The sequence below is a fragment of the Nocardioides daphniae genome (assembly GCF_004777465.1).
GTDB lineage: Bacteria > Actinomycetota > Actinomycetes > Propionibacteriales > Nocardioidaceae > Nocardioides > Nocardioides daphniae.
Genome location: NZ_CP038462.1, coordinates 37,329 through 59,975, shown reverse-complemented (window position 1 = coordinate 59,975; position 22,647 = coordinate 37,329). Strand labels below are relative to the sequence as shown.

Here is a 22,647-nt window from a genome sequence, read left to right as displayed (position 1 = left end):
TCGCCGCGACGGCTGCCGAACGAAAGCATCCCTTGACGACAGGAACCTTGTGACGTGGACGCCCACCGCCCCCTCCGGATCAGACGCGCCGCGGCAGGCGCGGCGCTCGCCACGCTGAGCCTGGCGTGCTCACTGCTTGCGGCAACGACAGCGACGGCTCGCCAGAGGGCACGGCTGTCGACGGCAGAACCGCCTCCTCGCCGGGAGTCGACCTGGGAGATGTGGTCGAGTACGACGACCTCAGCCGCAACCACGTCAACGGGACGGTGAACTATCCCCAGAACCCTCCTGTTGGTGGCGACCACGCACCGGTCTGGATGAACTGCGCTGCCTACGACGTACCCGTCGATCCAGGGATGGCGGTGCACTCGATGGAGCACGGCGCCGTTTGGCTGGCCTACGATCCCGGCCTTCCCTCGGAGGACGTCGACGCGTTGCGCGCCCTGACCTCCAGCAACGGGTTCGTGCTGGTCTCGCCCGTGGAGGACATGGACTCGCCCGTGGCCGCCACTGCTTGGGGCCGCCAGCTCACCCAGGACAGTGTCGACCTCAGCCGACTGTCCGCATTCGTCAACACCTTCGCCCAAGGTCCCCAGACCCCCGAACTCGGCGCCCCCTGCACCGGAGGCATGGGGTGATGCCCGAGCCTGAGAAGCCCCTCGACCTCTCGTCCGACCCCTCTCCTGAGCCTTCCCAGGGCCCCGACCCCAAGACCTCGACGCCTCACCCCGACCCCGACGCTCATGCCGAGGGTGCTGATGGTGCTGAGAGGTCCGGCGGCGACTCGGCGGGACCGACCGCGGACTCGCAGTCTGCGGCTCTTGGTCAGTCCAGCGAACGGACTGACTCCGGCCCCGCTGCTGCAGTTACAGCCCGCGACTCGACGTTCTCGACCGCGCCGTTCCAGCCGGGTCCTGCCCTGTGGGGCATTGCCGTCCTCGCGGCGCTGTTCCTGATTTCAGCGGGCGTGTTCGTCGGCACGCTCCTCGACGGCCCACGCTCTGAGAAGCAGGCCCCCCCGACATCGGCGCCTTCTGAGGTCGACGTCGGGTTTCTCCGGGATATGCAGACCCATCACGCTCAGGCAGTCCAGATGGCTGTGCTGATCCGCGATCGCACCGATGGCGAGGAGATCCGCAAGGTCGCGTTGGACATTGAGCTCACACAACAGCAGCAGATCGGACAGATGTACGCACTCCTGGCGAGTTGGGGCGAGCCGCAGAGCAATCCGAACCCGATGGCCTGGATGACTTCCGACACAGGCGCCGGCGACACCGACGATCCCCACGCTGGCATGGCTGACATGCCAGGGGCGGACGGCTCGGCGATGCCGGGTATGGCGTCAGCTGCTGACCTGGAGCGGCTGGCGTCATTGCGGGGCACGGCGGCAGAGCGTCGCTTCCTCGAACTCATGATCGCCCACCACCAGGGTGGCATCCCGATGGCCACCGCCGCTGCCAAGGACGCCGACGAGTCGTGGGTCCGCACACTCGCCCAGAGCATCGTCGATGCCCAGAGCGCCGAGCTCACCGCCCTGCAGGCGATGCTCGACGACCGGGGTGGACCACTCGGGTGATCGGCACCGGATTCCTGCCGCGTCCGCTCAGGACGGCTGTGGCGGCCCTTGTACCCGTGGTCCTCCTGGCGATCGTCCTGACCGGCTGCAGCGCCAGCGACTCCGGTTCACCGACGGCAACCTCCAGCGTCGTCGAGCAGATCGCGCCCGAGGACCGGGTCGAGGTCGAGCCGTTCACTGGCACTCAGCTCGACGGTGAGCCGTTCGACAGCCGGGACCTCGCCGGCCAGGTCGTCGTCTACAACGTCTGGGGCTCTTGGTGCGCACCCTGCCGCACCGAGGCGCCCGCACTCGCACGCGTTAGTCGCGCCAACGAAGACAACGGCGTCCAGTTCATCGGGATCAACGTGCGTGACAACGACGCCGCGCCGCCGTGGCGTTCGAGGACCGCTACGACATCGTCTACCCCAGCATCAGCACCGACACATCGAGCGCAGCTCTCCTGGCCTTCGGACCCGCACTACCCCCGAGCGCGGTGCCCAGCACGATGGTCGTCGACTACCGAGGGCGACTCGCTGCGCGCGTGATCGGTCCTGTCGACGAGTCCACCCTGGAGGGCTCATTGCCGACGTCATAGCCGACGTCGGCGAAGCGACCCCAGAGGGCGGATCGTGACCCAGCCATCCCGGCCATCTCGGCCATCGTGGGGCTGGTTTCGCTGGACGTGGCGGACCCTGACCTCGATGCGGACCGCGGTGATCTTGCTCATCCTGTTGGCGCTGGCAGCCATCCCTGGATCGGTGTTCCCCCAGCGGAACGTGGCGACCGACCCGGCCGCTGTCGAGCAGTACGTCGCCAAGTACCCCGACCTCGCGCCGTGGCTGGACCGCGCCGGTCTCTTCGACGTCTACGCCTCGCCCTGGTTCGCCGCAATCTACGTCTTGCTGCTGGTCTCGATGACGGGCTGTGTCCTGCCACGCTCGCTTCGCTTGTGGCGCGCGATCAGGTCGGCACCGCCGGTCGCCCCGCGGAACCTGGGCCGCATGGAGGATCACCGACGTCTCGAGGTTGAGCAGGAGCCGGAGGCCGTGCTCGCGGCGGCCGCGGACCATCTACGCCGGCGGCGGTTTCGCGTGGTGGTCACCGACTCCGAGGTCCGCGCCGAGCGGGGCTACCTCCGCGAGGTCGGCAATCTGGCATTCCATCTCTCGTTGCTGGTCCTCCTGGTCGGCATCGCCGTCGGCAAGCTCATCGGCTTCGAAGGACGAGTCGCCATCGTTGAAGGCGCCACCTTCGCCAACGACCGTTCTCAGTACGACGTCTTCACGCCTTCGGCGTGGACCGACGTCGACGACCTCGAGCCTCTCTCGTTCCGCCTGGACGAGTTCGATGTCAGCTACCAGCTGCGCGGACCCAGCACAGGCCAACCATCCGACTTCACCGCCCGGCTCAGCTACCAGGCCGGTGACGGGGAACAACGCACCACGACGGTTCAGCCCAACAAGCCCCTCGACGTCAACGAGACCAAGTTCTTCCTCACTGGCAACGGCTACGCCCCGCGCGTGACCGTGCGCGACGGTCGCGGCCAGGTCGTGTTCACCGGCCCAGTCCTGTTCCTTCCACTGGACGCCAACAACACCAGCGAGGGCGTCATCAAGGTGCCTGACGCCCAGCCGACCCAACTGGCCTTCGAGGGCCTCTTTCTGCCCACGGCCGCTGTCGGCGAGCAAGGCCCCTACTCGATGTTCCCCGACACCCTCGATCCCCAACTGTTCCTCACCGCCTACACCGGCGACCTGGGCTTGGGCGACGGCGTACCGCAATCTGTCTTCGCGCTCGACCGCGGCGGACTCACCCAGGTCCAGGAGGACGGAAAGCCCTTCGCGAAGGCAATCTCGGTCGGCCAGACGGTCGAGCTTCCCGATGGCCAGGGCAGCCTGACCTTCGACGGGGTCTCACGCTTCGCGAACTTCCAGATCGCCTACGACCCCGGCAAGGAGATCACCCTCGCCGCGGCGATCGTCATCCTCATCGGCTGACCTCCTCGCTGGCCATCCGCCGCCGACGGCTCTGGGTGCGAGTGCACCCGCTGGCCACCGGCCACGGCCCGCCCGCGCACTCGCTGGTCGAGGTCGCGGGCTACTCGTTGACTCGGCGGCCGCCACCCCCCGCCGAGATCGCAGAACTGTGCACCGCACTCGACCTTCCCCGATCTCCCACACCGCCCACAACACCGCCCGCACCGCCCATCCAACGGAGCCGGACCAGCAAGGACGCACCCACATGACACTCGACAGCACAACCCTCGCCGAGGTCTCCAACGCCCTGGTCTACGGCGCCATCGCCGTCTACGCCCTGGCCATGCTGGCCTACGCAGCCGAGTCCGCGCGTCGAACCGCAGGCACCGAGGGCAGTACCGAGGGCAGCGAACGCACCAGGCTCCTTGGGGCGATCGCACCTCCCTCACGGTGTTGGGGTTCAGCCTGACGGCGCTTGGCACCCTGGCTCGAGGCTTCGCAGCCGGACGGGTTCCCTGGGGCAACATGTACGAGTTCGTCCTGGTCTGCGCGGTCGCCGCCGGTGCCGCCTACCTGGTGTTTCTCGCCCGGCAGCCGGTTCGCGCCTTCGGTGTGTGGATCGTGGCACTCATCCTGCTCGCGCTCGGCCTGGCCGTCACCGTGCTCTACACCCCGGCCGGTGCCCTCGTCCCCGTGCTCAACTCCTACTGGCTGGTGATCCATGTCGCGGCCGCCATCACCGCCGGCGGCGTGTTCACCGTCGGAGCCGTGGCCTCCGGGCTCTTCCTCGTCCGCAACGACGGGAGCGTCGCGCGACCGTCGTCGTCGGCGCCCCCGAAATCGCAGAAGCTGGGAGCGCGAAGGGGGCGAACAGTCAACAGGAAGGCGGGCGACGCGGAGGCTATGCAGCCAGCCTTCCCCCGGCCAGCACGCTGGAACAGGTCGCCCACACCGCTCACATCTTCGCTTTCCCGGTCTGGACCTTTGCCGTCATCGCGGGAGCGATCTGGGCAGAGAACTCGTGGGGTCGCTACTGGGGCTGGGATCCCAAGGAGACCTGGGCCTTCATCACCTGGGTCTTCTATGCAGCCCATCTCCACGCACAAGCCACCGCGGGCTGGCGCGGGGTCCGGGCCGCCTGGTTCGCCCTCGCCGGCTACGCCGCGTTCCTGTTCAACTTCTTCGGCGTCAACCTGTGGATCACCGGACTCCACTCCTACGCCGGCGTCTGACCCTTCATCAGGAGAAGCACATGTCCCGTCCTGCCCGCCAGATCCTCGCCCTCCTCGGACTGACCGTCGCCGCCGTCGCCACCGTCGCCGCCTTGATGGCACCATCCGCATCTGCCCACAGCGAGCTCAAGTCCTCCAACCCGGCCCAGGGACAAGTGGTGCCCGAGGTTCCGGACCAGGTTGAGCTGAACTTCAACCAGCAGATCGCCCCCGAGTTTGCTGCCGTCGCACTCGGCCCGCGCAAGGGCGGCGCATCCTCACCACTCGAGGTGAGCGTGCAGGGGACGACGGTCACCGCGACGGTCACCGACGAGACAGCCAAAGAGGACCAGTCTGGCCGGTGGCAGCTCTCCTACCGGGTAACGTCCGCTGACGGGCACCCCATCGAAGGCAGCATCGACTTCGTCGTCCGTCCTGCGAAGACCCAGCCGACCGAGAGCCCCACCGACACCGCGACGGACAGCTCGACGGACAGCTCGCTGCCGCCGGTCACGACCGAGGCGGGGCCGCCCTCAAGCACCGGCTCTGGGTCGTCCAGCGCTGAGAACCCACGGACCTCCTCCAGCGACTCCTCCTGGACCTCCACCCTCGTCCTCGGTTCGATCGCGCTCGTGGTCACCGTCGCCGCGCTCGTGTTCCTGAAGCGACGAAGCGACGCGGAGTGACCACCCAGCCCGACTCCGAGACCAGCTCACCGGGAGCTGCCTCGCCACGGCGTGGGGGCAGCCTCTTCCTCCTGATCGTCGTCCTGGCAACCGCCGTGTCGGCCGTCGCCCTGCTCGCCCTGACCGGCGGGATCGCAGGCGCACCCGCCCCAGGTCTGCCCGACCCGGGGGCACTCACCCGCTGGGGCCTTCCCGCAACCCGGGCCGTGCGCGACTCGGCAACCTTCCTGACGCTCGGTGCGCTCGTCGTGGCAACCTGCATGGTCGCGACGCGCAAGAGCGGTCTGGTGAGCAAGGTCCAACTCCGGCTCGCCGCCATGGCGGTCATCTCCGGCTCGGTGTGGCTGTGGTCGGCGGTCATGGAGTTCGTCCTCTCCTACGCCGACATCTCGGGCCAGGAGCCGCAGACCGCAACCACCGAGCAGCTCCGCTTCTTCGCAACCGAGATCGAGCAAGGCAGCTACCTCGGCTGGAACATCGTGCTGGCCGGTGTCGCGACCTTCATCGCGCTCGCGGCGCGCACCGTCACCGGACTCGCCCTCGCGGCGGTGCTGACTCTTGCCGCCCTGTGGGCGGTCGCTCTGACCGGGCACGCAGCCGCCGACGCGAACCACGACCTGGCCGTCAACATCCAGTTCCTGCACCTGGTGGGCATCGGCCTCTGGATCGGCTGCCTCGTGGCCGCCCTCTGGATCCGACGACACCCGGACACCGACCTGCCCGTCCTCGTCGCCCGCTACTCCCGTCTGGCCGGATGGTGCTTCGTCGCAGTCGCGATCTCCGGGGTCCTCGCTGCCTTGCTGCGCGTTCCTCGCGTCAGCGACCTGGCCAGTAGCTACGGGCTGCTGCTGGGCGTCAAGGTCGCCGCCTTCGGCCTTCTCGGCGCCTTGGGCTGGTGGCAGCGCACACGCGTGGTCGGGAGGCTCGCCGAGGAGGCCGACCAGAGCTCAGCCCGGACGCTGTTCACCCGGTTGGCGGCGCTCGAGGTCGCGTTCATGGCGCTGGCAGCTGGAGCAGGCACAGCTCTGAGTAGGACCCCTCCCCCGGGCATCGAGGCTGCGGATGAGCCGACGCCGACCGAGGCGTTGTTGGGGCATTCGATGCCCCCCGAACTCGGGTTCGCCCAGTGGTTCACCGAGTGGCGCATCGACTCGTTCTGGGCGCCGATTGCCGTCGCCGCCGCGCTCGTCTACGTCGCGGGCGTACGGCGTCTGAGCAGACGTGGCGACCGCTGGTCACGGGGGCGCATGATTGCGTGGCTCGTCGGGTGTCTCGGGCTGCTCTGGGCCACAAGCGGACCACCTGGCGCCTACGGCGACGTCCTGTTCAGCATGCACATGATCCAGCACATGACGGTCGCTACCGCCGTACCGACTTTCTTCGTGCTGGGCGCGCCCGTCACACTCGCGCTGCGCGCGGTTGTGCGACGCGTTGACGGCTCACGCGGTCCTCGGGAGTGGCTCCTGCTGATTGTGCATTCCTGGCCGTTGCGGATCCTCGGGCATCCCATCGTTGCCGGGATCCTGTTCGTCGTCGGCATGATCGCCTTCTACTACTCCTCGCTCTTCGAACAATCGCTGCGCGGCCACACCATGCACCTCCTCATGACGGCTCACTTCCTCCTCACCGGCTACCTGTTCGCGAACGTGGTCTGCGGTGTCGATCCCGGACCCCGGCGGCCGATCTACCCGCTGCGGGTCCTGTTGATCATGGTCGTGTTCGGCTTCCACGCGCTGTTCGCCGTTGCCTTGATGGGCGCCACCGAACTGCTGGCCGGCGACTGGTTCACCGCTCTAGACCGGCCCTGGGGGCCGAGCCCGGCCGACGATCAGTACGTGGGCGCCTCACTCGGATGGGTGCTCGGCGAGTACCCCTTGGTGATCCTCGCCGTCGCCGTCGTATGGGCTTGGGTCCGTGACGACCACCGCGAGGCAAAGCGTCTGGACAGGCAGGCGGATCGCGACAACGGACAAGAGTTGGCCCGATACAACGAGTTCCTCCAAGGGCTCGGCCGGTCGTCAACGAACGAGGGGCACGACAGGTGACACGGTGACGGGGCATTCTGCGTTGGACGCCACCGCTGATCGTCGGCAGTCGGTTGACATCCGACCCTGACTGAAGTCCGGGGATCCTCGGCTGCTACCCAGCCGGTTGGTTGGCGCTACCAGCAGTACCCACTGAGGGGACCACTGGTCTGATCCGCCCTGACGCCGGCTTGAAAGCAGTCGCCATCACGGAGCGAGGCGGCGGCCGAGAAACTGGTCATCTGACGTTTCGGTCATGCGTGGAACCCCAACCCGCAGTAGTCCAGGAGGGCGGTCTCGATCGCAGGGGCGACGGCGATCACCAGCGGAGCCAGGACGACCCCTGCGGCGATGAGGCTGATGGAGCATCGCTGAGTGATCGGCAGGGCTCGTCGCGTGCCGAGTAGGCGGCTCACGCGCTGAACAGCACATGCCCCGTTGACGGCCAGAGACCCTGCGGGGCGTTGGCCTTGGGCGAGGGCAACGAGCGCGGCCGCGAGCTCTCGACGATCGCCCCTGATCGTGGCGCGATCGTCTGCGTGCATCTCGACCAAGGTGGCGATCTCGGTCTCGGCGAGCACGAAGAACTGGATCCGCGGCATCGCTCTGCGCAACACAGTCGCCATGATCAGAGCGAGGTCGTGCCGGCCAGCGAGGTGGGCGCGCTCGTGCGCCAGGGCGACCTCGCGCTGACGGTCAGAGAGCAAGGCGACGGCAGCCGTGGTCATCACGATGTCGGGACGACGGCCAGGAATGCAGAAGACAGCTGGACGGTGGTCCTCGACGACGCGGACATCCGCAGCGCAGCCCTCTCGGCCCACCAGCGCGATGCGTTGGCGTTGGCGTTGGCGGTCACGGCGGATGGAGACCAATTGAGTTACCAGTACATGACTGATCCGGATTGCGAGCGCCGCTGCGCCAGCGATGCCGAAGAGGTGCACCAGAGCACCGCCCGGCGTCTCGTAGTGCTGTCGCAGCATGAACTCGCAGGCGCCCAGCAAACCGGCCAGGTCACCACTGGCGGTGGAGAAGTACGGCAAGGCGAGCGCCACGCCGGCGAGCAGCACCGAGACCGGCACCGCAAGGGTTGCGGTCTGCCAAGCGACCACACCCAGGCGGGGGGAGCGTCGGGTCCACGAAGCGCCGGGCAGGGTCCGGCCAGCAACGAGGATCAGCAGGCCGGCGAAGGCCACGAGGCAGATCGCGGCGATCATCCCAGCCACTCCCCAGACCAGCCGCTTGCTGGAACACAACGTGTCACCATGACAACTCGCTACAGGCAGTGGCGTCGGACTCCACCTGCAAGGTGGCGTGTTCGACGCCGTAGGACTGCCGTAGCGCTGCCCGTGCGTCTCCCAGGACCACGTCCGGGCTCGCACCCGGTGCCGCGACGAGGTGGGCAGTGGCCACGTTCATCCCCGAGGTCAGCGTCCACAAGTGGAGGTCGTGGACCTCGGCGACGCCGTTGACGGCGGTGAGCACCGATTCGACCTCGGCCGGGTCCATGCCGGCAGGGGCGTGCTGTCCCAGGACGGTCAGGACCTCGCGGCCCAGCATGACGGCTCGTACCACCACGAAGAGGGCGATCGCCATCGCGATGGCGGTGTCCCACCAACCATCATTGGTGAGCGCGACCATCACTCCGGCCGCGATGACCCCGACTGATCCGAGCGTGTCGGCGACGACTTCCAGGTAGGCGCCCTTCACGTTGAGGCTCTCGCCGGCGCCACCTCGCAGCAGCATCAGCGCGATGACGTTGATGAGCAGGCCGATCGCACCGACGAGCATGACGGCACCGGTCTGGAGTTCGACCGGCTCACCGATCCGGCCGATGCCCTCGATCGCGACGTAGGCGCCCGCGCCGAGCATGAGCAGGACGGTCAGCCCGGAAGCGAACACCTCGGCACGGTAGGAACCGAACGTCTTGCGGCCGGTGCGATCCTTCATGGTCGCGATCCGTGTCGCTGCCAGTGCCGCGCCCAGAGCTACAACGTCGGCCGCCATGTGTCCTGCATCGGAGAGCAATGCCAACGACCCCGACCACAACCGACGACGAGCTCGACGCCGAAGAACGAGGCGACGAGTCCGAACGCGACTGCTAGCCGCCACCGGTGTCGCCCAGACGCGCTGCCGTGCCCGTGTCCGTGACCGGCGCCCATCAGAGCTCCACCTCTCCGAGCAGCACATCCAGATCCGCGCTCGCCGGGCGGCAAGTCATCGCGTCGCTCATCACGACGCCTCAGTTCCTGTGCGGGTACAGAGCACGACAGCGTCGCCAGTGGCAGCGAGGAGCTCCTCGGTGGCGGCGAACACCTTCACCACCGCCGCCGGATGGGTCAGCGTGAACACCGAGGAGCGCCTGACGGGACGTGACTGGACCAGCCCACAGTCGCGCAAGCAGGCGAGGTGCTTGGAGACGGTGGATTGTGCGAGTCCGAGGTGGGAAGTGAGCTCGGCAACGTTGTGCTCGCCCAGCAACAGATGCCTGAGAATCGCGACGCGGGAGGGGTCGCCCATGGCCCGGTACAGACAGGCAGCTGCAAGCGCGGCCCCTGCCTCGTCGATTCCCGCGACCGCGGGGGCGAGCAACTCGGCGCCGGGTGTTTCCATCGTCATGCGGCGATGATAGCGATATACGGTCACAGCGAGTCAAGGTGGCGGTCGCAGAGGCCCGGTCACTCGGGCGAGCGGTCGAGCATTGCTCGTAGTGCCGCTGACTCATCGGGAGGTAGTTGCTCGAAGAAGTGGAGGAGGGCCGCTGTCCTGTCGTTGCCCGTGCCCAACGCGTCGTCAAGCAGGCCGGCCACGTGCGCTTCTCGAGATTGCGCCGGCCTGTAGTGCCAGGCTCGACCGACTCGCTCGCGAGCCACGAAGTCCTTGCGGTGCAGGTTGTCCAGCACCGTCATCACCGTGGTGTAGGCGCGGTGCCTCTCCTTCGGCAGGCGGTCGAGCACCTGACGCACGGAGATCGGCACATCGGTGCTCCACAGGACATCCATGACCTGTGCCTCGAGGTCCCCGAGACCTTTCATCAGCCTTGCTCCTCTCGACGAGACAGCATCATCACCCTTGTATCCTATGGTCGATAGTAGTTCTGGCGCTGCAAGCGCGGCCACCTCGACCGAACGAGCTTCCGACCCTCATGAACATCACCGACATTGTCATGGACGGCCCGTTCGTGCTGGCCACCGTCTTGGCCGTCGGCGCCGGCCTGGTCTCATTCCTCTCCCCTTGCTGTCTCCCCCTCGTGCCCGGCTACCTCTCCTATGTCGCCGGCCTGTCCGGCGCCGAGCACACACACGCCTCACAGCAGGCCTCCCGGCAGCTCGATGTCGCCGACCAGGACGGTACGGCCGGCGCAGACGCCGTCGTCACCAAGACCCGTTCGATCAAGTCGGGCTCCCGGGGCGACCGTCGCGTGGTGCTGGGTGCGGTTCTCTTCGTCCTGGGGTTCGCCGCGGTGTTCACCAGCTACGGACTGCTGTTCGGCGCGCTGGGAAGCCTCCTGATCACCCATCAGGAGACCCTGGTGCGCATTCTCGGTGTCGCCACGATCATCTTCGGCCTCGTGTTCAGCGGCCTGCTGTGGCGCATCCCCTTCGCCAGCCGGTCTTTCCGCCCGACTCACAAGCCTCGCCTAGGTCTTGCTGGTGCACCGATGCTGGGAGTCATGTTCGGCCTCGGCTGGACCCCTTGTATCGGCCCGACTCTCGCCGCGGTCCTCACCCTTGCGACGACCTCTGCTGGCGCCGAACGGGGCGCGCTGCTGTCGTTCGCCTACAGCATCGGCCTCGGCATCCCCTTCATCGTCGCGGCGTTCTCCGTCACCAAGGTGATGGGCCGCCTCCAATGGGCACGCCGCCACGCCCCGACCATCATGATGCTCGGAGGACTGGCCATGGTCACCCTCGGAGCTCTTCAGGTCAGTGGCATCTGGCTGGACCTGATGACCCGCCTTCAAGGGGTCGTCGCCAACTGGCAGACGCCCATCTGAGCAGCTCCCGCTATGCACCCGGCTGCTGCGACTCTGCCCTCGCGGCAGTCAGACCAGCGTCTGCCAGTAGTACCAGAACTGCTCGGCGATGAGCGTCACGACCACCAGCACGAGGAGGGTGAGGCCCAGCAGATGCCACTCGCGCAGGACTCCGACCACGCGCGATGTCGCAACCGCGGAACCGAAGAGGCCGCGTTCGGCGTTGCGCAGCGTGACGTACCAGAACACCGGGATCACGACGGCCCACACGATCATGCAGTAGGGGCACAACGCACCGATGCGATACAGGCTTTGGAAGATGAGCCATCCGACGAAGGCCGCGCCGAGGGTGACGCCGGACTGGAGCCCCCACCAGTACCAGCGAGGCGGGCGCAGGCCAGCCACGAGCGCAACCCCGGCACCCGTCAGGACCGGGAAGGCCGCGACGCCGATCAGCGGGTTGGGGAAGCCGAACAGCTCGGCCTGGTCGGTCTTCATGATCGAACCGCAGTTCAGCACCGGATTGAGGCTGCACGTCGGCGTGTACGCAGCGTCCGCGAGGAGCGCCAGCTTCTCCAGGACCAGCACGAACGAGGCCACGAAGCCGATCAGCCCGCCGACCACCAGCAGCCCCGCCAGCGCCCGATCCGATCCCGATCGGATCGGCGTGGTCACCTGGTCACTCCGCCAGGGCCTCGATGATCGCGTCCTCGAAGTCCTGGACGGAGGTGGGTTCAAGGCGCTCGCCGTCGAGGAAGAACGTCGGCGTTCCCTGCACCCCCAGCGCCGTGCCATCGTCGACATCCTTTTGAACCCGCTGCGCGACCTCGTCGGAAGAGTAGTCGGCGTCGTACTGGACCATGTCGAGCCCGAGCTCGTCGGCGAACTGACGGAACAAGTCGTCGAGCGGAACCCTCTGCTCTCCCAAGAGGCCTGGGTCTCGTACATCTTCACGTACATCTCCACGAACTTCCCCTGCCGGGCAGCGGACTCGACCGCCCGTGCGGCCCGCTCGGCATTGAAGTGGCCCGGGAGCGGGAAGTAACGCGCGACGAAGGTCACCTGGTCGCCGTACTTCTCACGCAGATCCTCCACGATCGGGAACGCTGCCCCACACGCCTCGCACTCGAAGTCCAAGAACTCCACCACACGACGTCGCTGCTGCCCCTCTCTCCGACGATCCGACTGTCGTCACGGACCAAGCGACTGTCGCTCGCCCCACCCGGTGCATCGGCACCTGCCTCGCCCCCCTCACGGCCGCTGAGGACGAGCAGGACGCCCAGCACGACGGCGAACGCGCCGGCGACGAGCAAAGAGACCTTGAACTGTGGCTTCACGCGGGACTTCCTCTTCCTCAAATCTACTAGGCATCATCGTAGATAGGTGGTGGGAACGCGGACCGCCGCGACGGCAGGTCTGGCGCTTCTCGAGCCCGCGGGGAACTAGGCGGGCACCACTTCGACTGCCTCCGAGGCAGCACTTGTCCTCGACGTCGGAGGCATGGCGGTGGTCTTTGCCGCGCGGAGGCCGTTGCCGATCACGACGACCTCGGCGACCTCATGGACCAGCACGACCGCCGCGAGTCCGAGCACGCCAAAGAGCGCGAGCGGGAACAGGACCACGATGATGGCCAGCGCCAGAGCGATGTTGCCGGTCATGATCTTCCGCCCGCGGCGAGCATGAGCCAAGGCGTCGGGGATCAGCCGCAGGTCGGTGCCAGTGAAGGCGACATCCGCGGACTCCACCGCCGCGGCCGAGCCAGTAACGCCCATCGCGATCCCGACCGTGGCAGGCCAGGGCGGGGGCGTCGTTGATGCCGTCACCGATCATCGCGGTGGGCCACTGCTCCGCTGAGCTGCGGATGTGGTCGGCCTTGTCGGCTGGCAGCTGCTCAGCGCGCACCGACTTGATTCCGGCCCGAGTCGCGATCGCTTGGGCGGTCTGCGCGTTGTCGCCGGTGAGCATGAGCGTGTCGATGCCCTGGCCGTGCAGAGTGGCGATGGCCTCGGCTGCTTCGAGCCGCAGCTCGTCACGGATGCCGATCACGCCCGCGATCTGGCCATCGACATCGACCACGATGATGCTCATGCCCTCACCCGCCATCGCCGTTGCCCGCTCCCCCAGGTCCTTCGGGTCGACCCAGCGCGGGCTCCCCACCCGCACTTGACGGCCGTCGACGATGCCGGTCAGGCCGTGGCCGGGCAGCTCCTGAACCTCGGATGCCTCTGGCCCACTCGTCGCGGCTGCGGTGATGGCCTCCGCCAGCGGGTGGGTGCTGGTCGCCTCGAGCGCCGCTGCCAAGGCGAGCACGCTGTCGTGCGTTTGGCCGGCAGCCGGCTCCACCGCGACGACCTGCGGTTGGTTGCGGGTCAGGGTGCCGGTCTTGTCGAAGGCGACGGTGCGGATGGTGCCCAACTGCTCGAAGGCGGCTCCGGACTTGATCACCACGCCGAGCTTGCTGGCCGAGCCGATCGCGGAGATCACCGTGACCGGGACCGCGATCGCCAGCGCACAGGGCGAGGCAGCGACCAGGACGACCAGGGCGCGCTCGACCCAGGTGCCCGGGTCCCCGATCAGGAACCCGAATCCGGCAGTCAGCGCGGCGGCGATCAGGACCAGGGGCACCAGCGGGCGGGCGATCCGGTCGGCCAGCCGGGCTCGTTCGCCCTTGGTGGCGTGGGCCTGCTCGACCAGATGCACGATCTTGGTCAGCGAGTTGTCCCGCCCGTTGGAGGTGGCCTCGAACCGCAGGGTGCCCGACCCGTTGACTGATCCGGCCAACACCGCGGCGCCGGGACCGACCTCGACCGGGATCGACTCCCCGGTGATCGCCGAGGTGTCCAGCCAGGAGCGGCCGGTGACGACCACGCCGTCGGTGGCGACCCGCTCCCCCGCGCCCACGACGAGGATGTCGAGCTCGCGCACGTCCGCTGCCGGGATCACTTCCTCACCGCTCAGGCGCGACACCCGAGCGGTCTCGGGGATCAACGACAGCAGTGCCCGCAGGCCCCGTTGGGCACGATCCATCGCCCGGTCCTCGAGCGTCTCGGCGATCGAGAACAAGAACGCCAACGCCGCGGCCTCGCCCACATGACCCAGCAGCACCGCCCCTGTCGCGGCAATCGTCATCAACAGCCCCACACCCAGTCGGGCACGACCACGCCCAACGAACAGGCGGCGCAGCGCGTTCGGAGCAAACGTCCAGGCGCCGGCTGCCAGGCCCAGCGCGTGCGCGATCAGCGCCGCGGTCTCCTGGTCCGCCCACTCCAAGAGCAGACCAGTGACCCACAGCAGACCCGAGGCGACGGGCAGGGCCAGCCCGCGGTCACGCCACCACGGGACCAACTCGTCATGCTCTTCGTGCTCGGTCCCGGCGCCATGTCCGTGACCGCGGGCGCCGGCAATGGATGGTCCGCAGCAGGCATCGTCCAGAGGCAGCGGTACAGGGACACGCACACGAACGGGAACCTCGACCACTGACTCGTTTGGGCCGCAGCATTCCTGGCTCACGCCTCTACCTCCTGGTCAGACACGTGCGCAGGAGAGGACGCGGACCCGGGGCCGCAGCACAACGGCACGTCGCAATCCTCGTCGGTGCACGGGGCACCGTCGTCGACAGCGAGCACCACATCCACCAACGCGCCTAGCGCACGGGTCAGGTGCGGATCGGCGATGTCGTAGCGGGTCTGCCTGCCCTCCGGGTTCGCCACGACGATCCCGCAACCCCGCAGGCAGGAGAGGTGGTTCGACACGTTCGTGCGCGACAGCCCCAGCTCTCGCGCCAGTTGGGCCGGATAGCCCGGAGAATGCAGCAGAGACAGCAAGATCCTGGAGCGGGTCGGATCGGCCATCGCCCGACCCAGACGATTCATCGCATCCACACGTGGCGCTATAGTCAGCATGCGATGACTATACATTGACAGCTGACCAATAGGAGGACACGGTGGACGAAGAACGCGCATCCGAGCCCGCGGCCGGCGGGCATGCTCCACACCACGACGAGGACCTCGACCATGACCACGACCATCATGTCCTCGGCGGCAACGCGCTCATGCGCGAGGTATGGGACGGCGAGGTTGGGCGCTTCTGGGTCGAGGAGACCGACCGCTATGAGCAGATGAACGCGGGCTTCGGTGGACGACTCCGAGCAGACAGCCCGCGGCTCGGAGGCGATCGCCACAGCCCTCAAGCCACACGCAACAGCAGAGGGCGTCTACCTCGACGGTGCGGCCTAGCTTGTCCGAGCTGAGGCTGGACACCGATGAAGAACCCACCACCGCTCGCCCTGATGCTAACTGCCGCTGGCCTACAGCGGCTCCTGGCCGAGGGCACGCCGACGACCCGGACCTCACGGTTGCTTGCCACGGTCCTCGGGGCAGGCGCCTCGGCTGCGCTGGCAGCACCCGTCCTCGAGTTTCGCCGGCACCAGACCACCGTCGACCCCCGCGACCAGGCTGACCCGACCAGCCTCGTCACCACCGGCATCAACGCCCACACCCGCAACCCGATGTATCTCGGGATGGCCGGGCTTCTCCTTGCCAACGCCGTCCGCCGACCAACCCTTCGGGCCCTCCTTCCCCTCGTCGCTTTCATCACCTGGATCAACTACCGCCAGATCCCCGTCGAGGAGAGTGCGCTCCAACAGCGATTCGGCGACGACTACCGCCAGTACCGCACCAAAGTCCCCCGATGGATCGGCATATCCCATCGTTGCGACAACGCCGATTGAGACGCCTGCGGACGCGATGCCGAGCCGCCCAGGAGGCCATGAGCCCCCTCCGAGGTCCGGGACCACTCTGGTCGGTTAGTTCCGGCGGGCAACGGCTCAGGTGCTCTCCGAGCACCTGTCCTCTTCGTACCTCGGTCTCCCGTCGCCGAGGCACGCCTTTCCTGATTCGCATGCGGGAAGGACCGAGCCGTGCTCTACTCCCGACAAGCCCCAGGTGACCCGAGACGCTTGGGGCTTCTCAACGCCCAGCCCCTATCCGGAGGACGTCGCGAGTGCTTGACTCACGCGAAGCGCTGTCCGGCGCTCGTTCGGCTAGAACAGGTCACGCCCTGCCCATAGGACGGGACCGGCCTCGTGACGAGGTGATCCGACTACACGGTGACGCCGAAACGCACCCGCGTCACTGGGTTAGCACCTGAGCTTCACCGATGCGGATCGGCAGAGGATCAGTGGTCAGGTCGAACTCGATGGTCCCAGACTGCCCGCCACCGGTCCACTCAACCACCCAGTGACTGGTCGCGGTGACCTGGTACGCACCGTCGGGCTGGTCGCTCGACATCTTCGCGTAGCGATGCCCGCACGTGGACGAGGCCTGCTTGCCGAAGTGATCGGCGTAGGGGGTGCCCTTGCCAGTGCACGTCACCCTGTTGCCGTCGCCCATATCCCACACAATGCTCGAGACGCTGGCGGTCGCGCTGACCGAAACCGACCCCTCACTAGCGGAAGCGGTGATCGGGCCGAAGGTGTCATCGGTCGGTCTGTCTACCCACATCCATACCGGAAGACCGACCAGGCCGGCGCGGTTGGCCCCGGACTCCGGACGATGCCGATGCTGATCGGATCGAGATCCATCGAGGCGATCGCCCGCTGGGCGAGCACCACCGGGTCGATCCCGACTTCGCCGGTCTCGATCCACATGTACTCCCACGACGACCCCGGCGGCGGGAAGTAGCAGACGTGCCACCAGCCATCTTCCGCGGTCTGACCCGGAGGCGGCACCATGTCGTCCGGTCCTCGCGCCCCGACCCAGCATTTGTACTTGCTGCTCCAGACCGAGCCCTCCGGACCGGTGCACGGGATCTCGTTGCCTGCGTATGTGCACGTTGACGAGCCGTCGCCTGTGGGGTCGGTGCCGGGGTCGGTGGTCTCGTCCTCACAGACGAGTTTTACTTCCCCAGTGTTCGGGTCGGTTTCATACCAGCAGTTCTCCCCACCGGCCGCTGCGGCAGGCGAGGACGAGCCCACCATCACCAATGCGGCCGTCGCGAGGATCGTGGCCAGCGCCCGTGCTAGCACGGCTCGTCCCACAACACATCGGAGCTGTCGACGAGCCACCGGCCCTTCTCTATCACCAACTCGTACTCAATCGGAACCGGATTCCGCAACGGGTTGCCCTCCGGGTCCTTCTGCTCTGGGACCGGGTTGCCATCCTTCGTCCGCTTCACACCGGCGCGGTCCTCACAGTCGATGATCAAGATCAGATCGGCGGTGCGCTGGCGGGGCTCACCAAGGGTGTGCACGTACTCTCCGGTTACTTTGCTGCCAGAGCGCTCGATCCCGGACACGTTCTGCTGAACGTTGAGGAACTCCCGGCCCGTTGCCACCTTGTTGAGTCGCTTGAACTCGATCGTGGCGGCGCGGAACGCGTCATCGCGCACGTCGAGGTAGGCCTCCAGCTGGGCTGCGGCCTTCTCCTCCGGTGTCTCCGGCGTAGGTGAGGCACTGGTGGGCGTCTCGCTCGGCGTCGCGGTGGGCGTGGCGGTGGCGTCGGGATCGTCGCTGCCGTCGTCCGAGCAGCCCGTGAGGGTCAGGGCCAGGGTGAGGGCCACTCCCCCGAGTACGGAGTGGTGCTTCCTCATGCGGTGTCTCCTCTGGGGTTGGGCGGGGCCATGACCGATCGCTGGCTGACGTCGGTTGCGATGTGCTTGAGGTGTTCTTCGGCGGCGTCGACGAGCTCGGCCAGCGAGCCGTTGTCGGCTGGGTCGATGCCGAACTTCTTGTCCGCGTTGTAAAGCGCGCGGACGGTGTCGCGTACAAAGGTGGCGCGGGCGACCCGTCGGGCGTCGAGGTCGGGCCCGTCGATCCCGGCCGAGACGTAGTGCCGCGTGATCTCCTGGTCGAACGTGGTCATGTGCTGGGTGCTCCCTTCCCGAGTCAGCTCGCGAGCCAGCCGTGGGTACTGATGATGGTCTTCGTACGCTCCGACAGTTCCAACGGGGCGTCGCCGTCGTCGGACCGGTTGCAGATCTCCTCGCGGAGGATCCGGTCGGCCTCGAGCTGGTCGCCCTCGGCCTTCATGACGTGTGCCAGGCACAGGCGGGTGCTCTCGCCGTCGGGGTCGGCCCGGTTGGCTACGTAGGCGGCGGAGCGGGCCTTGACCAGGTCTCCGGCGGCGAGGGCCTCTGTGACGACGATGAGGGCGACGTCAGCGATCCAGCCGGACGCCATGAGGTCGACGCGGTCGGGCTCGTTGACGAGCCAGGACCATCCCTCTTCACGGAGCTGGCTGAACGGCTTGGCTTCGCCGACGAGCTCGAGGGCCGTGCACAGGTCAGTCACGCCTTCGGCGCCGCCACGGGCCTGCCCGCGCTTGCGCAGTCGGAGGAAGAGGTGGAGGTCGACCAGGAGGCCGTCGTCGACCTGGTAGACGTTGACGCCGCGGAGCTTGGTCGCGGGCGCCTTGTCGGCGTGAGGCAGGTGGGCATCGGCGGTGCTGGGGTTGGTGCCCAGCCACTCGCGGACGGTGTTGGTGTAGTCGCGCACCTTGCCGGGGGTGATGCCGAAGGCCTCGCCGATCTCCTCGCGGGTGGCGCCGTGCTTGCGGTGCAGGGCGAGGTAGGCGAGGAGCTCGGTGAAATAGGGCTTGCGCTTGGCCAGGGCCTTGCCGTGGGTACGAGCGGTGACCGGGCCGAGCAGGCTGAGCCGGGGACGGGCGCAGTCGGTGGAGAACCAGTCGGTGATGTCCTGGTCGAGGGTCGGGTCGCTCTGCTCGACCTCCGCGCGGACGTGCTCGGGGACCTTCGGTGCGAGCGTCTCGAGGTCCTCCTGGACGATCGCGCTCTGCCGGATGTAGTCCTCGTCGTCGCGCTCGAGGAGGGACGACAGGGGCTCGTCGACGGCGTCGGCGGGGGTGTTGCGGGGCAGGGTGTACTCGCGGCGCAGTGCCCCAGACTGGTCGGTGTAGGCCTCCCAGCCGTCGATGGCGGTCTCGTCGACCGGCACGGGGACGTCCTCGGCGACCTCGCTCTGTGCGTAGACCAGGGCGCAGCCGCGGGCTTCGTCGCTGGTGAGGCCGACGGCGATGAGGTTGAGGCTGGCGTGCTCGAGGACGACGCGGCCAGTGTTGGTCATGTGCAGCACCGCGCCCGGGGTGTTGGGGCGTTCGCCTGCGACGACGATGGAGGTTGCCGACTGTCCGACGTGGTCGGTGACCAGCTGCAGCAGCTGCTCGAGGTCCTCGGGGTCTCCGGCGGCGGCGTCGACCAGGAGCATCCGGGCGGGCCAGGTGTCGTCGTCGACGCTGCCGGTGCGGGCCGTGGACACGTCGGTGTCGTGGCGCTTGGCCCGGTCGACGGTGGTGACCGCGGCCGCGAGGATCTCCGCGGTTGCCGGCGACCCGGCTGCTGCGGTCGGGTAGAAGCTGATCCGCTCGTCCATGGCGACGGTCTCCTCGGCCACGCCGATGCAGTCGACCTGCACCCGCCGCGACCAGGGGTTCACGGCCAGCTGGGCGGGAGGTGGCGGGCGAAGTCGCGGCCGTAGGTGGGGTCTCCGCTGATGGTGAGGGTGGACAGCTCCTCGCAGTTCAGCAGCCACGTCTCGCCGGTGTCGCTCATCCCGATGGTGGCCAGCAGCGGGTAGGGCGGCTCGACGTTGCCGGTGTCGGGACCGAGCTGGTCGACGTCGGTGTCCGTGGTGACGTGCCAGTGGGTCTGGTCGGGGCTGCCCACCCAGGGCACGGGGACGGTGGCCGGCGCGCTGAGGTGCAGGGTCAGCTTGCCGTGCCCGAGCTCCACCGCCGCGAGCGGCGGCATCGTGGTGCCCTGGGCGCCGACGGCGGCCGCGAGGCGACGCAGCGCCTCGTCGGCGAACTCCACGGTGGCGACCGCGGCGGCGCCGGTGGCGTTCAGGGTCATCTCCACCGGCGCGAGCTCCGGCGACGGGGCGGCGATCGCGCGGCCGGGCGGCCGGTTGCGGAACGCGGCGCGACGGCGTGAGCGCAGTGCCATCAGCAGGGCCCCGGACAGCAGCACGCCCCCGCCGGTGAGACCGGCGAGGACCCAGGGTGCCTCGAGGACCGAGTCCTCGCTGTCGTCGACCTGGTCGACCTCGGCGGCTGCCAGCTCCTCGGCCTGGGGCGGCGCGACCTCGGGTGCCTCAGTCTCAGGTGCCGCAGTCTCGGGGACCTCCGGCACGTCGGGCTCCTGGACGACCGGCGGCTTCTCCTCGGCCGGCGGGTCGACGGGCTGCTGGCCCTCGGGGCTGGCGGGGTCTTCGGACCCGACCTCACGCGGCTGCTGCTGGTTGTCGGCACCGGGGATGTTGAGGGTCCAGCCGACGTCGATGACGTCGGGGTCGGTCAGCTGCACTCCGCCGGGCTGGGCGAGGCCGGTGGAGGCCTGGTAGATCTCCGGCCACCGATCGGCGTCACCGAGCTGCTCCTGCGCGATCTCGCTGAGGGTGTCTCCCGACTGGACGCCGTACTGGTGTGCGGGGGCGTCCTTGACCTGAGGCGCGGGCAGCTTGAGCACCCAGCCGGGCTCGAGGAAGCTCGGCTGCGCGCCGAGCAGGTCGCGGTTGAGCTCGGCGATCTCCTTGTACCTGGCTCCGTCGCCGAAGTGGTCCTCGGCGATCGACCAGAGGCTCTCCCCCGGCTTCACGGCGTGATCGACGGTCTTGGGCGCCTGGCGCTCCTGCTTCACCTCGACCTTGACGTCCTGCTGCACGGGGGCCTGGTCGACGGCGGCGGCGTGGACGTGACCCACCGCGGCCGGGGCGGCAGCGTTGGCTGGAGCGGCGGTGGCTGCCTGGGCAGTGATGGGTGCGGCGATGAACAGCAGGGCCGCGAGCCCGATCAGGTTGCGGGCGCCGGCCTGCGGCAGCCGGAGGCCCGGCAGCTGGGGGGCCTGGATGTTGCGAAGCCGCGCGATGGCCTCGACGACGAGGCTGAGCGCCATGAAGGCCCACGCGGCCCAGCCGATCACCTTGAACAGGCCGAGCACGAGCGTGCCGTCGTCGGGCGCCAGGAGCGCGTTCTTGATGCTGTCCAGGGTCGGGGCCTGGTCGGGAACCGGGCTGGCCCCGATGGCGAGGAACAGGGCAGGGAGCCCGACGAGGATGCCGAGCACGGCGACCGAGGCCGCGAGGCCGGTGAGCCGCTGGCCCAGAGTGGGGTGGGTGGGCGTGGTCATCTTTCGATGCCTCCTTCGGCGCGGATGAGCCGCGCGGACGCCTCCCCGGTGACCTGCATGGTGTCCAGGCCGATGATCCCGAGGAACTTGCTGGTGTAGGTGTCGGTGGTGGTGACGATCAGGGTGTCGCCGTCGACGACGCGCGCGTTCCCTTCCACGCCGGCGGCGTGGAGGTAGTCCATCGCAGCCGCCTTGGCGGCGTTGATGTCGACGCGGAGGTCCTCGCCACGCACCGCGGTCGAGCCCTGGACCTCCTGGGCGCCGGTGCGCGCTGCCTGAGCGGCGGCGCTGCGGGCCTGTTGCTGGGTGTGGACCTTGCCGCCGAGGTCGACTGCCATCCCGACGAGAATGATCATCGCGAAGGACGCGGTGGCGAACCACACGCTGATGGAGCCGCGCTCATCGCGCGAGGTCCTCAAGCGACCATCCCCCGCGGACGGGTCGGCAAGTGACGAGGTGTCCACGCGTACCGCCGTGAGCCCTGGCACGTAGCCGTCGGGAAGCACGGTTCCCTGAGGCCGTTCCTCCAGGACGTTGATCATCTCGTCCGTTGGGCCGATGCCGAGCTGCCGCAGAGCCGCCCTGATGTCGTCAGTAGGCACGGCATCGCCTTCCTGGGGATGGTCGACACGGCGCGTCATCGGCGCTCCCGGTAGGCGTCGACGGGACTGCTGGCGGTCGCGGTGATCGTCCTGGTCCCCGGCACACCGGGGATGGCCAGGTCTGACACGTCGACCTTGCAGGTCACCGTGGCGGTCACTTGCGCGGTGGTGCCCAGTGGCGCGTTGAATGCCGCGGCGTTGACCGTGACGTTGGTGGTCGCGCACTGCAGGCCCTGGTCGTGCAGGCTGCTGGTGGCCGCGGACTTGCCGGAGCTGATCGCCTCGCTCTGGGTCCGCTCGATCGAGGCGGCTCGAGCTGCTTCGTAGGCGGCTGCCTCCACCGACTGCTTGGCGATCTCCACGCGGCCGCCGAGGATGACCATCGCGATGAACAGGCCGAAGGCCGGGACGCCGATCGCGGCCTCGATCGCCACCGATCCGCGCTCGTCCGGCGCCGGCGCCGCCACCTGGTCCACC

General features: G+C 68.4%; 27 protein-coding genes and 2 pseudogenes. 12 read left to right on the top strand and 17 right to left on the bottom strand.

The features are described 5' to 3' along the window. Positions 1–221 precede the first annotated feature (221 nt). From E2C04_RS00315 to E2C04_RS00285, 9 genes and pseudogenes are all read left to right on the top strand, one after another. The gene (locus E2C04_RS00315; protein ID WP_158630530.1) at positions 222–638 is read left to right on the top strand and encodes a DUF3105 domain-containing protein; all 417 of its coding nucleotides are present in this window, start codon (positions 222–224) and stop codon (positions 636–638) included. Beyond that, positions 638–1,576, top strand: a complete 939-nt coding sequence (locus tag E2C04_RS00310) for a DUF305 domain-containing protein (RefSeq protein ID WP_135831070.1) — start codon at positions 638–640, stop codon at positions 1,574–1,576. The genes E2C04_RS00315 and E2C04_RS00310 overlap by 1 nt, the downstream gene beginning before the upstream one ends. A 56-nt stretch (positions 1,577–1,632) precedes the next feature. After that, positions 1,633–2,103: a TlpA disulfide reductase family protein gene (locus tag E2C04_RS00305; protein ID WP_158630529.1), complete on the top strand. Its 471-nt coding sequence runs from the start codon at positions 1,633–1,635 to the stop codon at positions 2,101–2,103. 156 nt (positions 2,104–2,259) lie between these two features. After that, the gene (gene resB / locus E2C04_RS00300) at positions 2,260–3,555 is read left to right on the top strand and encodes a cytochrome c biogenesis protein ResB (RefSeq protein WP_202977830.1); all 1,296 of its coding nucleotides are present in this window, start codon (positions 2,260–2,262) and stop codon (positions 3,553–3,555) included. Positions 3,556–3,799: 244 nt separating this feature from the next. Then, positions 3,800–4,003 carry a hypothetical protein gene (locus tag E2C04_RS18940; protein ID WP_238694370.1) on the top strand — a complete coding sequence of 68 codons (204 nt, stop codon included), beginning with the start codon at positions 3,800–3,802 and terminating at the stop codon, positions 4,001–4,003. A 56-nt stretch (positions 4,004–4,059) separates the two neighbouring features. Further along, positions 4,060–4,290, top strand: a pseudogene (locus E2C04_RS20470) (c-type cytochrome biogenesis protein CcsB); the annotation flags it as partial. Further along, positions 4,242–4,766: a cytochrome c biogenesis protein CcsA gene (gene ccsA, locus E2C04_RS00295; RefSeq protein WP_275106591.1), complete on the top strand. Its 525-nt coding sequence runs from the start codon at positions 4,242–4,244 to the stop codon at positions 4,764–4,766. The pseudogene E2C04_RS20470 and the gene ccsA, both read left to right, overlap by 49 nt. A 20-nt stretch (positions 4,767–4,786) precedes the next feature. Then, positions 4,787–5,431, top strand: a complete 645-nt coding sequence (locus tag E2C04_RS00290; RefSeq protein WP_135831068.1) for a copper resistance CopC family protein — start codon at positions 4,787–4,789, stop codon at positions 5,429–5,431. Then, the gene (locus E2C04_RS00285; protein WP_135831067.1) at positions 5,428–7,476 is read left to right on the top strand and encodes a bifunctional copper resistance protein CopD/cytochrome c oxidase assembly protein; all 2,049 of its coding nucleotides are present in this window, start codon (positions 5,428–5,430) and stop codon (positions 7,474–7,476) included. Before E2C04_RS00290 ends, E2C04_RS00285 begins: the two co-directional genes overlap by 4 nt. A 233-nt stretch (positions 7,477–7,709) precedes the next feature. On the opposite strand, the gene E2C04_RS00280 is transcribed toward E2C04_RS00285, so the two are convergent. From E2C04_RS00280 to E2C04_RS00265, 4 genes are all read right to left on the bottom strand, one after another. Then, complete coding sequence (locus tag E2C04_RS00280; RefSeq protein WP_135831066.1) at positions 7,710–8,669, bottom strand: M56 family metallopeptidase; 960 nt, start codon at positions 8,667–8,669, stop codon at positions 7,710–7,712. A gap of 43 nt (positions 8,670–8,712) precedes the next feature. After that, a complete protein-coding gene (locus E2C04_RS00275) occupies positions 8,713–9,459 on the bottom strand; it encodes a cation diffusion facilitator family transporter (protein ID WP_338088795.1) in 747 nt (248 codons plus the stop codon). 225 nt (positions 9,460–9,684) lie between these two features. Then, a complete protein-coding gene (locus E2C04_RS00270; RefSeq protein ID WP_135831065.1) occupies positions 9,685–10,071 on the bottom strand; it encodes an ArsR/SmtB family transcription factor in 387 nt (128 codons plus the stop codon). 59 nt (positions 10,072–10,130) lie between these two features. Next, positions 10,131–10,487 carry a BlaI/MecI/CopY family transcriptional regulator gene (locus E2C04_RS00265; RefSeq protein ID WP_135831064.1) on the bottom strand — a complete coding sequence of 119 codons (357 nt, stop codon included), beginning with the start codon at positions 10,485–10,487 and terminating at the stop codon, positions 10,131–10,133. Positions 10,488–10,597: 110 nt separating this feature from the next. Between E2C04_RS00265 and E2C04_RS00260 the strand changes: the two genes are divergently transcribed. Beyond that, positions 10,598–11,449 carry a cytochrome c biogenesis CcdA family protein gene (locus E2C04_RS00260; protein WP_135831063.1) on the top strand — a complete coding sequence of 284 codons (852 nt, stop codon included), beginning with the start codon at positions 10,598–10,600 and terminating at the stop codon, positions 11,447–11,449. Positions 11,450–11,497: 48 nt separating this feature from the next. Here E2C04_RS00260 and E2C04_RS00255 read toward each other — a convergent pair whose 3' ends face one another. The 6 genes and pseudogenes from E2C04_RS00255 to E2C04_RS00235 form a co-directional block, all read right to left on the bottom strand. Then, entirely contained in the window at positions 11,498–12,103 is a 606-nt protein-coding gene (locus tag E2C04_RS00255) for a vitamin K epoxide reductase family protein (RefSeq protein WP_229721388.1), read from the bottom strand. Positions 12,104–12,107: 4 nt separating this feature from the next. Continuing rightward, positions 12,108–12,290 (bottom strand): DsbA family protein, encoded by a 183-nt coding sequence (locus E2C04_RS20465; protein ID WP_275106590.1) that lies wholly within the window; start codon positions 12,288–12,290, stop codon positions 12,108–12,110. 110 nt (positions 12,291–12,400) lie between these two features. Beyond that, a pseudogene (locus tag E2C04_RS20460) lies at positions 12,401–12,523 on the bottom strand (thioredoxin); the annotation flags it as partial. A 462-nt stretch (positions 12,524–12,985) separates the two neighbouring features. After that, positions 12,986–14,905, bottom strand: a complete 1,920-nt coding sequence (locus E2C04_RS00245; RefSeq protein ID WP_238694369.1) for a heavy metal translocating P-type ATPase — start codon at positions 14,903–14,905, stop codon at positions 12,986–12,988. A gap of 29 nt (positions 14,906–14,934) precedes the next feature. Beyond that, the gene (gene cmtR, locus E2C04_RS00240) at positions 14,935–15,330 is read right to left on the bottom strand and encodes a Cd(II)/Pb(II)-sensing metalloregulatory transcriptional regulator CmtR (protein WP_135831061.1); all 396 of its coding nucleotides are present in this window, start codon (positions 15,328–15,330) and stop codon (positions 14,935–14,937) included. Continuing rightward, entirely contained in the window at positions 15,324–15,608 is a 285-nt protein-coding gene (locus E2C04_RS00235) for a hypothetical protein (protein ID WP_135831060.1), read from the bottom strand. Before E2C04_RS00235 ends, cmtR begins: the two co-directional genes overlap by 7 nt. A gap of 81 nt (positions 15,609–15,689) precedes the next feature. Here E2C04_RS00235 and E2C04_RS00230 point away from each other — a divergent pair, with 81 nt between their 5' ends. Next, entirely contained in the window at positions 15,690–16,157 is a 468-nt protein-coding gene (locus tag E2C04_RS00230) for a methyltransferase family protein (protein WP_135831059.1), read from the top strand. A 400-nt stretch (positions 16,158–16,557) separates the two neighbouring features. Here the strand turns inward: E2C04_RS00230 and E2C04_RS00225 are convergent, their stop codons facing one another. Beyond that, positions 16,558–16,818, bottom strand: a complete 261-nt coding sequence (locus E2C04_RS00225) for a hypothetical protein (RefSeq protein ID WP_135831058.1) — start codon at positions 16,816–16,818, stop codon at positions 16,558–16,560. A 162-nt stretch (positions 16,819–16,980) separates the two neighbouring features. Between E2C04_RS00225 and E2C04_RS20455 the strand changes: the two genes are divergently transcribed. Continuing rightward, positions 16,981–17,109: a hypothetical protein gene (locus tag E2C04_RS20455; RefSeq protein WP_275106530.1), complete on the top strand. Its 129-nt coding sequence runs from the start codon at positions 16,981–16,983 to the stop codon at positions 17,107–17,109. Positions 17,110–17,446: 337 nt separating this feature from the next. Here E2C04_RS20455 and E2C04_RS00220 read toward each other — a convergent pair whose 3' ends face one another. From E2C04_RS00220 to E2C04_RS00195, 6 genes are read right to left on the bottom strand one after another with little or no spacing between them, the layout of a single operon-like run. Next, positions 17,447–18,016 carry a hypothetical protein gene (locus E2C04_RS00220; RefSeq protein WP_135831057.1) on the bottom strand — a complete coding sequence of 190 codons (570 nt, stop codon included), beginning with the start codon at positions 18,014–18,016 and terminating at the stop codon, positions 17,447–17,449. After that, on the bottom strand, positions 18,013–18,288 hold the full coding sequence (locus E2C04_RS00215; RefSeq protein ID WP_135831056.1) for a hypothetical protein: 276 nt from the start codon (positions 18,286–18,288) through the stop codon (positions 18,013–18,015). Before E2C04_RS00215 ends, E2C04_RS00220 begins: the two co-directional genes overlap by 4 nt. Before the next feature lie 23 nt (positions 18,289–18,311). Continuing rightward, complete coding sequence (locus tag E2C04_RS00210; RefSeq protein ID WP_135831055.1) at positions 18,312–19,856, bottom strand: AfsR/SARP family transcriptional regulator; 1,545 nt, start codon at positions 19,854–19,856, stop codon at positions 18,312–18,314. A 17-nt stretch (positions 19,857–19,873) separates the two neighbouring features. Continuing rightward, positions 19,874–21,568, bottom strand: a complete 1,695-nt coding sequence (locus E2C04_RS00205; protein WP_135831054.1) for a LysM peptidoglycan-binding domain-containing protein — start codon at positions 21,566–21,568, stop codon at positions 19,874–19,876. Beyond that, positions 21,565–22,209, bottom strand: a complete 645-nt coding sequence (locus E2C04_RS00200) for a TadE/TadG family type IV pilus assembly protein (RefSeq protein WP_229721390.1) — start codon at positions 22,207–22,209, stop codon at positions 21,565–21,567. The genes E2C04_RS00205 and E2C04_RS00200 overlap by 4 nt, the downstream gene beginning before the upstream one ends. Then, positions 22,206–22,646 carry a TadE/TadG family type IV pilus assembly protein gene (locus E2C04_RS00195; protein WP_202977829.1) on the bottom strand — a complete coding sequence of 147 codons (441 nt, stop codon included), beginning with the start codon at positions 22,644–22,646 and terminating at the stop codon, positions 22,206–22,208. Before E2C04_RS00195 ends, E2C04_RS00200 begins: the two co-directional genes overlap by 4 nt. Position 22,647: the final 1 nt, after the last annotated feature.